Genomic DNA, 7859 nt, shown 5'->3' with positions numbered 1-7859 from the left:
ATCCGTCTAATCCGTTCAATCCGTGTGATATCCGTGTTTAATTCGCAACCCTCAACATTGTTACTCGCCCATGATCTGGGCGACCAGCTCGCGGCGGCGCGGGCGGTTGTCGAAATCGACCAGGACGATCTGCTGCCACGTCCCCAGCGTCAGCCGCCCGGCGACGAAGGGGACGCTCAGTGACGGGCCGAGCAGCGCCGCCCGGACGTGGCTGTGGCCGTTGCCGTCGCCCCAACGCGCGTTGTGGTCGTAGTGGCGGGCGGGATCGGCGATCTCGTCGAACAGCCGCCGCAGATCGGCCAGCGCGCCCGATTCGTACTCGATGGTCGTCAGGGCGCTGGTGGCCGACGGGCAGAAGAGCGTCACCACCCCACTGTGCAGTCCGGACTCACGCACGGCCCGTGCCACCTCGTCTGTTATGTCAAGTATGTCGGCGTCGCCGCGCGTGGCGAGCCGGATGGAAGTGCTAATGACCGGCATAGGCTACCTCTAGTTGAAGTCGATGCGCGGCTCATGATCCTGGCTGCTCTCCCACCACTGGCGGATGCGGCCGCCGATGGGCCGGCCGATGAGCGCCTCCAGCTCGTAGACCACGCCCCACAGCCGCCGAAAGTCCACGCCCGTGCCCAGCCCCATCTTGTAGGCCATGAACACTAAGTCTTCGGTGGCGAGGTTGCCGGCTGCCCCCGGCGCGAAGGGGCAGCCGCCCAGGCCGCCGACGCTGGTGTCGAAGATGCGGATGCCCGCTTGTAGCGCCATCGCGGCGTTCGCCAGGCCCAACGCCTGGGTGTCGTGCAAGTGAACGGCTAGCCGGTCAAGGGGGATGCGCCGGGCGATGAGGTCGATCAGGTGGCCGACCGACAGCGGATCGGCGTGGCCGATGGTGTCGGCGACGGCGATCTCGTCCACGCCCCAGTCGGCGATCTCCCGCACCAGCGCCAGCGTCTTGTGGGGCGAGATCGGCCCCTCGAAGGGGCAAATCCAGGCCGTCATGACGTAGAAGCGGGTGCGCGCGCCATCGCGCTGGGCGCGCTCGATGAGCGTTCGGGCGGTAGCCAGCGCCGCCTGGGGCGTGTTGTGGGTGTTGCGCAGGCTGAACGTCTCGCTGACGGCCGCGCCGAAGGCCAGGGAGCGGCAGCCGGCGGCCCACGCCCGGTCGTAGCCGCGCTCATTGAACACCAGGCCGACAAACTCCGGACCGGCCGCGGCGTAACCGGCGTGGCGGCCGATGGCCCCGGCCATCACCTCGTCGGCGTCGGCCAACTGCGGCACGGCTTTGGGGTGGACGAAGCTGGTGGCCTCGATGTGGCCCAGGCCGGCCTCGACCAACCCGTCGATCAGCCGGCCCTTTTGCTCCACGGTCAGAATGGCGGACTCGTTCTGCAGCCCGTCGCGCGGCCCGACTTCGTAAACCTTGACCAACTCGTTCATCAGCCGCAGCCAACCATCGGACCAGTAAGAAAAATCATCCGCAGATTTCGCAGATTACGCAGAAAGACCCACGAATACTCTTCTCTGTGGAACTCTGTGCGATCTCTGTGTCTCTCTGTGTTCCTCTTATCCGTTTTCTCTATTAGGTCGCCTCGTTCATTAAGTGTTTGCGGAAGAAGTCGGTGATAGTGTTGTAGCAGTGCACACGGTTCTCGTATTTGAGCACGTCGTGCCCTTCGTCGGGGAACATCAGGTAATCGACCTCTTTGCCCCGCTGGCGCAGGTGCTCGACCACGTCGCGCGACTCCTGCTCGATGACCCGCGGATCGTTCTTGCCCTGGATGACGAGCAAGGGACACTGGATGTCGTCCACGTAGTGACGCGGCGAGCGCTCGACGAGAAACGCCTTGTCCTTCACCGGATCGCCAACGGCGATGGCGAAGTAGGGCTTCCACGTCTCCGGCACGCGGTCGGTGAAGGTCAACAGGTCGTACGGGCCGAACATATCCACGGCCGCCGACCACAGCTCGGGGTGGCGCGTCGCCAGGGTCAGCGTCATGTAACCGCCGTAAGAGCGGCCGACAACGCCAGCGCGGCCCACGTCTAGCCGTGCGTCATCAGCCAGCAGCTTCATGGCGTGGACGTGGTCGAGCCGATCCTGCCCGCCCCAGTCGCGGTCGACGTGCTTCATGTAGCTCAGGCCGTAGCCCGTGCTGCCGCGCGCGTTGGGCACGAAGACGGCGAAGCCGTTGAGCGTCAGGAACTGAATGAGCGGCATGGAGAACCAGGCGAAGTCGGGTCGCTCCTGCCCTTGCGGGCCGCCATGGACGTAGTAGACCAAGGGCCGCGGCCCCTCGAAGCCCAGCGCCGGCGACGGCAGGTAGAGCCGCGCCGAAACGCGCAGGCCGTCGTGCGAGGTGAAGGAAGCGTCCTCGCCCGCCGAGAGATGTTCTTGCGGCAGGCCCAGGACGCGCTCGCGGGTCTGGCGGTGCGTCTCGCCCAGGCTCGGCCCCTCGACGGTGTAGAGTTGCGTCGGCGAGGTGGCCGTCGAGAAGGAGAGGACGAAGCGGTCGTTGGCCTTGTCGTAATAGAAGCTGTCCATGACGCCGCCGGCCAGCTCCCCCTGCCCGCAAATGACCCGTTCCAGGCTCATCTCCAGTGTCGCCTCGTCAAACACGCCCTCGTAGAGCCAGGAGCAGCCGTCGATGTTGTACTGGAGGGCGTAGCGGTCGTCGCGCAGGTGCTTTAGATTTTCCATCTCGCCTAGCCCCTCATGCACCTGCCCGCGCACCTGCACCCGCGCCACGGTCTCCGGCTCGGCCAGGGCGATGTAGCCCAGACCGTAGGTGTCCTCGAAGAGGCTGGTCATGAGCAGCAGGCCGCGGCCGGAGCGGGTGAACTCGGCCGCGCCGAAGCTGGTCAGCGGAACCTCTTCGCCCGGTTCGCGTTCCTCCAGGCGGCGGCCGTTGAGCAGCCGCGCTTCGCCCGTCTCCGGCTCCCAGAGGTAAAGGACGCTGTCGCCGGCCGTGTACCCCTCGACCAGCGCCAGCCGGTCGCGCTCGGAATCGCTGCCGGCTACAAAAGCTTCGTACATGCTGCGGAAAAGCTCAGTGACCTCGCCGGTGGCCAGGTCGGCGCGGAAGCTAACGCTCAGCGGCTCGTTGCGCGACTCGGCGAAAAAGTAGGCGAGGTTCTGGTCGGTGTCGTAGTGATCCAGCTGGCAGCGATAATCGCTCAGCGTGTCGCCCAAGGCCGGCTCGGGGTAGCCGCCATCCAGCGGGATGAACATCGGCTGATAGTTCTCATCCCCGTTGTGGTCGAGCATCAACAGGATTTTGCCCAATTTGGGGTAGACCTGGAAGAGCCGGGCGACGAGATGCGGGTTCTGCAACGCCAGGCCGGGCGGCAGCAGCGGCTCAGGCACACTGCCGCCGCGATCCATCGCGTACAGGCTGAGGCAGCCACCGAGGTTGCTGGCAAAGAACAGCCGGTCGCCCACGATTTGCGGGGCCTGGAAGAGGCGGGCGGAGAGGAGGGATTCTATACGGGCTGCTTGCATATAATCTCCAAAGTCAGGGACTAGGGGTTAGGGGCTAGGGAAGAGCGCTCCTCCCTAGCCCCTAGCCCCTAATCCCTAACCCTTATTTCTCCAAGGTTGAAGTATCACCCTCATCCTGCCCCAAAGCGCGGGCCTTCAGGACGCGGCGCATGATCTTGCCCGAACGGGTCTTGGGCAGTGTATCGACAAACTCCACCGACGAGGGCTTGGCGATAGGCCCCATCTCATGCGAGACGTGGTCGATCAGCGTTCGCGAGAGGGCGGCCGTCGGCTCGTACCCCTGCCGCAGGATGCAGTAGGCCCGGATGATGTTGCCGCGCAACTGGTCGGGCACGCCAATGACGGCTGCCTCGGCCACCGCCGGGTGACTCACCAATGCGCTCTCGATCTCGGCCGTGCCCAGCCGGTAGCCGGACACCTTGATCACGTCGTCGATGCGGCCGATAATCCAGACGTAGCCGTCTTCGTCCTTACGCGCGCTGTCGCCCGGCAAATACCAGCCCTGCTCCTCGTAGCGGCTCCAGTACTGCTGGACGTAGCGGTCGGGATCGCCGAAGATGGTGCGCAGCATGGCCGGCCAGGGCGTCTTGACGACCAGGTAACCCTCTTCATTGGCGGCTACCGATTCGCCCTCCTCGTTGACCACGTCCACCACCACACCGGGGAAGGCCCGCGTCCCCGAACCGGGCTTCAGGGGCACACTGGGCAGCGGGGTGATCATGAACATGCCCGTCTCCGTCTGCCACCAGGTGTCCATGATGGGGCAGCGCTCCTTGCCGATGACGCGGTAGTACCAGCGCCACGCCTCCGGGTTGATCGGCTCACCCACAGAACCCAGCAGGCGCAGGCTGGAGAGATCGTGCAGGTTGGGCCAGCTCTCGCCGAAGCGCATCAGGCCGCGGATGGCCGTCGGCGCGGTGTAGAGGATGGAGATCTGGTACTTGGCGATCATCGACCACCAGCGGTCGGGGTTGGGGTGCGTCGGTGCGCCTTCGTACATGAAGCTGGTCGCGCCGAGAACGAGCGGGGCGTAGACGATGTAGCTGTGCCCCGTCACCCAGCCGGGGTCGGCGGCGCACCAGTAGATGTCGTGCGGCTTGATGTCGAAAACCCACTTGAGGGTGATGGCCGTGCCGACCATGTAGCCGCCATGGGTGTGGAGGATGGCCTTGGGCCGGCCGGTCGTGCCCGACGTGTAGAGGATGTACAGGGGGTCTTCGGCGTCCATGTGCTCAGTGCGCGTCTTGGGGTCGGCCACCGGCATCGCCATCAGGTCGTGGTACCAGTGGTCGCGGTCAGGCTCCATGTGCACCGGTTGGCCGGTGCGCTTGACGACGATGACGCTCTGGATGGGGTTGCTGCGCTCCAGCGCCTCGTTGGCGATCTTCTTCAGTTCGACGATCTCGCCGCGCAGCCACGCCCCATCGCACGTCACCAGCACCTTGGACTGGCTGTCCTGAATGCGGTCGTGGAGCGCCTCGGTCGAGAAGCCGCCGTAGACCACCGAGTGAATGGCCCCTATCTTGGCGCAGGCGAGCATGGCGATCATCAGTTCGGGAATGCGCCCCATATAGATGGTCACCCGGTCGCCGCGCTGGACGCCTTGGGAGTAGAGCACGCCGGCGAACTTGGACACCTCGACGCTGAGTTGCTGGTAGGTGTAGGTGCGCGTGTCGCCCGGCTCCCCCTCGAAGATGAGGGCGGCCTTGTTGCGCGTGGCCGTCCGCAGATGGCGGTCGAGGGCATTGTGGACGATGTTCACCTGCGCGCCGACGAACCAGCGGTAGAACGGGGCGTTGCTATCGTCGAGTACCTTTTCCCACGGTTCATACCATTCAAAGTTCTCGGCCGCCAACCGTCCCCAAAACGCCGCGGGGTCGGCCACCGCCTCAGCGTACGCCTTCTCGTAATTGGGAACGTGGGCATGAGAGATCATCTCCGGGGCAGGATAGTAGACTTCCCCGACCATCTTCTGATCCGTAGACATGAATGCCTCCATTGAGGGTGGATTGGTCGCGCCGAATGTTAAGCAAGGGCAGCGTAAGTATAATGGGGAGCGTCCACTTCGCAAAGTGGGCCGGTTCGTAGTCAGGCAATTCATAGCCGGACTTGGCGCGAGAAGGGGAAGAAAGGCAATGAATTGCCTGACTACAAGCAAACATATCAGAGGTAATGAACATGTCATCACGCAAAATCGTCATCATCGGCGCGGGCAGCGCCAGTTTTGGCCCGACGACTTTAGCTACCATCGTCCGCAACGAGGCGCTACGTGGCAGCGAACTGGCGCTGGTCGACCTGAACGAAACGGCCCTGGACAGCGCTGCGCGCGTGGCGCAGCGCATGAGCGACGCCTGGGACGCGGAGTTGTCCATCAGCGCCAGCACGGAGCGGGCCGAGGCGCTGGCCGGGGCCACGCAGGTGATCGTCTCCATCGAGGTCGCGCCGCGGGAAGCGTTGTGGCGGCTCGACTGGGAGATTCCCATGCGCCACGGGCTGCGGCAGCCCTATGGCGAGAACGGCGGGCCGGGCGGGTTCATGCACGCCTGCCGGCAAATCCCGCACCATCTGGCCATCGCCCGCGACATGGAGCGGCTGTGCCCCGACGCCTGGATGATCCTGTTCAGCAACCCCCTGCCGCGCCTTGTGCGCGCGGTGACCAAGTACACGCGCATCCGGACGGTCGGCAAGTGCCACCAGATCAACGTCGGTTACGCCTTGGCGGCGGCGCTGCTGGCCGGCCAATACGGCATCGACGTGCCGCGCGGGGCGACGCTGCACTCCGACCCGGGCAACGTCGGCGTCATTCACGCGCTGTCGGAAGCCGGGCGGCGCCACTTCCGGCTCACCTCGGCCGGGCTGAATCACTTCATCTGGCTGCTCGACCTGCGCGACAAGGCGACGGGCGAGGACTTATACCCGGCGCTGAGGAAGGCTGCCGAAAAAGCGCCGCGCACGCTGGAGCCGCTGTCGCTCGACCTGTTTCGCATCTTTGGCCGGCTACCCATCGCCGGCGACACGCACCTGGCCGAATACTTGCCGTGGCTGCACGACCCGGTTGCCGACCCTTGCGCCCGCTACGAACTGCCCCTCTACGACTGGAGCGGCAACGAGGGGGTGCGCGACGTGCTGCACGGCCTGATGAGTTCAATGGCCGAAGGCGCGCTGCCCGTGGAGGGCATGCGCGAAGCGCCGAGCGAGGGGGCCACCGAACTGGTCGCGGCGCTGGGCGGCGGCGAACCTTACCTGGACGAGACGGTCAACGTGCCCAACCGGGGGGCCATCGCCGGACTGCCGCCCGACACCATCGTGGAACTCCCGGCGGTGGTGGGGCCATACGGCATCCGACCGGTGCAGGTCGGGCCGCTGCCAACGCCGGTGACCGAACTGTGCCGGCGCGAAGCGGCGCTGGTGGAGGCGGTGGTCGACGCGGCGGTGACCGGCGACCGCACGCTGGCGCTGCAAGCGTTGCTGCTCGACCCGATGGTCAACGACATCGGCCGGGCGCGGGCGATGCTGAATGACTATCTGGAGACATTCGCGGCCTATTTGCCGCAGTTTCAATAGCAGGGGCGCGTCTGCGTGTGCGCCCTGGGGCAGACACGCAGCACCTGGGGCAGACACGCAGGTCTGCCCCTACTGATTCATATGCCCGCGGCCTCGCCGGGTGCGGCTTCTGGGGTAGCCGATTCGACCACTTCTTCGGTCTCCATCAGGTTCCCACAATAAGGGCAAATGTCCCAGTGCAACTCCAGAGGCGAATGGCAGACGGGGCAGGGCTGGCGCAGATGGGTGTGGCAGGCCGGGCAGAGGAACCAGTTGGCCTGTGTCGGCCGCGAGCAGGTGGGGCAGACAGGGCGCTCCTCGATCTGCTGCAAGAGCGCTTCCTGTTCCAGCGCCCGGTCATACGCCTCGGCCAGCGTCTCGCGCGGGCGCAGCAGCAGGTAGATGACCAGCCCGATCAGCGGCAGGAAGGCCACCACCAGCACAGTCAGCACGGCCGCGGCCGCCGAACGCGAGCGCGCCCGAATGTCGCGGTAGGCCCAAACCACCAGCGCCAGCAGCAAGAGGAGCACAAGGCCGCCGGCGACGCTCACGATCACCGTCAGGTAGGTCTGAAGGGTATCCGTTAGAAACATGGGACTCTCCGGCGACGATTGTAGCAGAAGGACAAAAAAAAGCCCCCGGGCGACGAATCGCCGGGGGGCCAAGCTCTCAGAGCATAGGGGGTATCGACCCGCGCCTAGACACCTTGCTGCACTTCTTTTTGCGACTTGCGCGTCCGGCGCGCCGCCTTTTTCTTGGCGATGCGCGTCAGTTCGCTCTTCGACACAAACCAGCGCTTGCGGCGCACGTCGGTCAGCACGCGGCT

Annotated in this window: 6 protein-coding genes; 1 reads left to right on the top strand and 5 read right to left on the bottom strand. The window is 65.5% G+C overall.

The genetic code is table 11. The annotated features are described in order from the left end of the window. Positions 1-60: 60 nt before the first annotated feature. The 4 genes from ACE3UY_RS22220 to acs all read right to left on the bottom strand — a co-directional run bounded on the left by ACE3UY_RS22220 (position 61) and on the right by acs (position 5477). Entirely contained in the window at positions 61-480 is a 420-nt protein-coding gene (locus ACE3UY_RS22220) for a secondary thiamine-phosphate synthase enzyme YjbQ (protein WP_374689657.1), read from the bottom strand. Between the two features lie 9 nt (positions 481-489). Continuing rightward, positions 490-1431: a hydroxymethylglutaryl-CoA lyase gene (locus ACE3UY_RS22215; protein ID WP_374689656.1), complete on the bottom strand. Its 942-nt coding sequence runs from the start codon at positions 1429-1431 to the stop codon at positions 490-492. 142 nt (positions 1432-1573) lie between these two features. After that, positions 1574-3490, bottom strand: coding sequence for a prolyl oligopeptidase family serine peptidase (locus tag ACE3UY_RS22210; RefSeq protein WP_374689655.1), 1917 nt, complete (start codon positions 3488-3490; stop codon positions 1574-1576). 82 nt (positions 3491-3572) lie between these two features. After that, positions 3573-5477, bottom strand: coding sequence for an acetate--CoA ligase (gene acs / locus ACE3UY_RS22205; RefSeq protein WP_374689654.1), 1905 nt, complete (start codon positions 5475-5477; stop codon positions 3573-3575). A 191-nt stretch (positions 5478-5668) separates the two neighbouring features. On the opposite strand from acs, the gene ACE3UY_RS22200 reads away from it, so the two are divergent. After that, on the top strand, positions 5669-7054 hold the full coding sequence (locus ACE3UY_RS22200) for a hypothetical protein (protein ID WP_374689653.1): 1386 nt from the start codon (positions 5669-5671) through the stop codon (positions 7052-7054). 77 nt (positions 7055-7131) lie between these two features. Here ACE3UY_RS22200 and ACE3UY_RS22195 read toward each other — a convergent pair whose 3' ends face one another. Continuing rightward, positions 7132-7626, bottom strand: coding sequence for a zinc ribbon domain-containing protein (locus tag ACE3UY_RS22195; RefSeq protein WP_374689652.1), 495 nt, complete (start codon positions 7624-7626; stop codon positions 7132-7134). Between the last annotated feature and the right edge of the window lie 233 nt (positions 7627-7859).

Source organism: Promineifilum sp. (SeqCode), assembly GCF_041918635.1.
Lineage (GTDB): Bacteria > Chloroflexota > Anaerolineae > Promineifilales > Promineifilaceae > Promineifilum.
The sequence above is the reverse complement of the archived record's forward strand: the minus strand, read 5'-3'. Positions and strand labels throughout refer to the sequence as shown.

What these genes read in the sequence shown, in the direction of transcription:
- ACE3UY_RS22220 (WP_374689657.1), bottom strand. Translation starts at nt 480, where the DNA reads ATGCCGGTCATTAGCACTTCCATCCGGCTCGCCACGCGCGGCGACGCC.
- ACE3UY_RS22215 (WP_374689656.1), bottom strand. Translation starts at nt 1,431, where the DNA reads ATGAACGAGTTGGTCAAGGTTTACGAAGTCGGGCCGCGCGACGGGCTG.
- ACE3UY_RS22195 (WP_374689652.1), bottom strand. Translation starts at nt 7,626, where the DNA reads ATGTTTCTAACGGATACCCTTCAGACCTACCTGACGGTGATCGTGAGC.
- ACE3UY_RS22200 (WP_374689653.1), top strand. Translation starts at nt 5,669, where the DNA reads ATGTCATCACGCAAAATCGTCATCATCGGCGCGGGCAGCGCCAGTTTT.
- acs (WP_374689654.1), bottom strand. Translation starts at nt 5,477, where the DNA reads ATGTCTACGGATCAGAAGATGGTCGGGGAAGTCTACTATCCTGCCCCG.
- ACE3UY_RS22210 (WP_374689655.1), bottom strand. Translation starts at nt 3,490, where the DNA reads ATGCAAGCAGCCCGTATAGAATCCCTCCTCTCCGCCCGCCTCTTCCAG.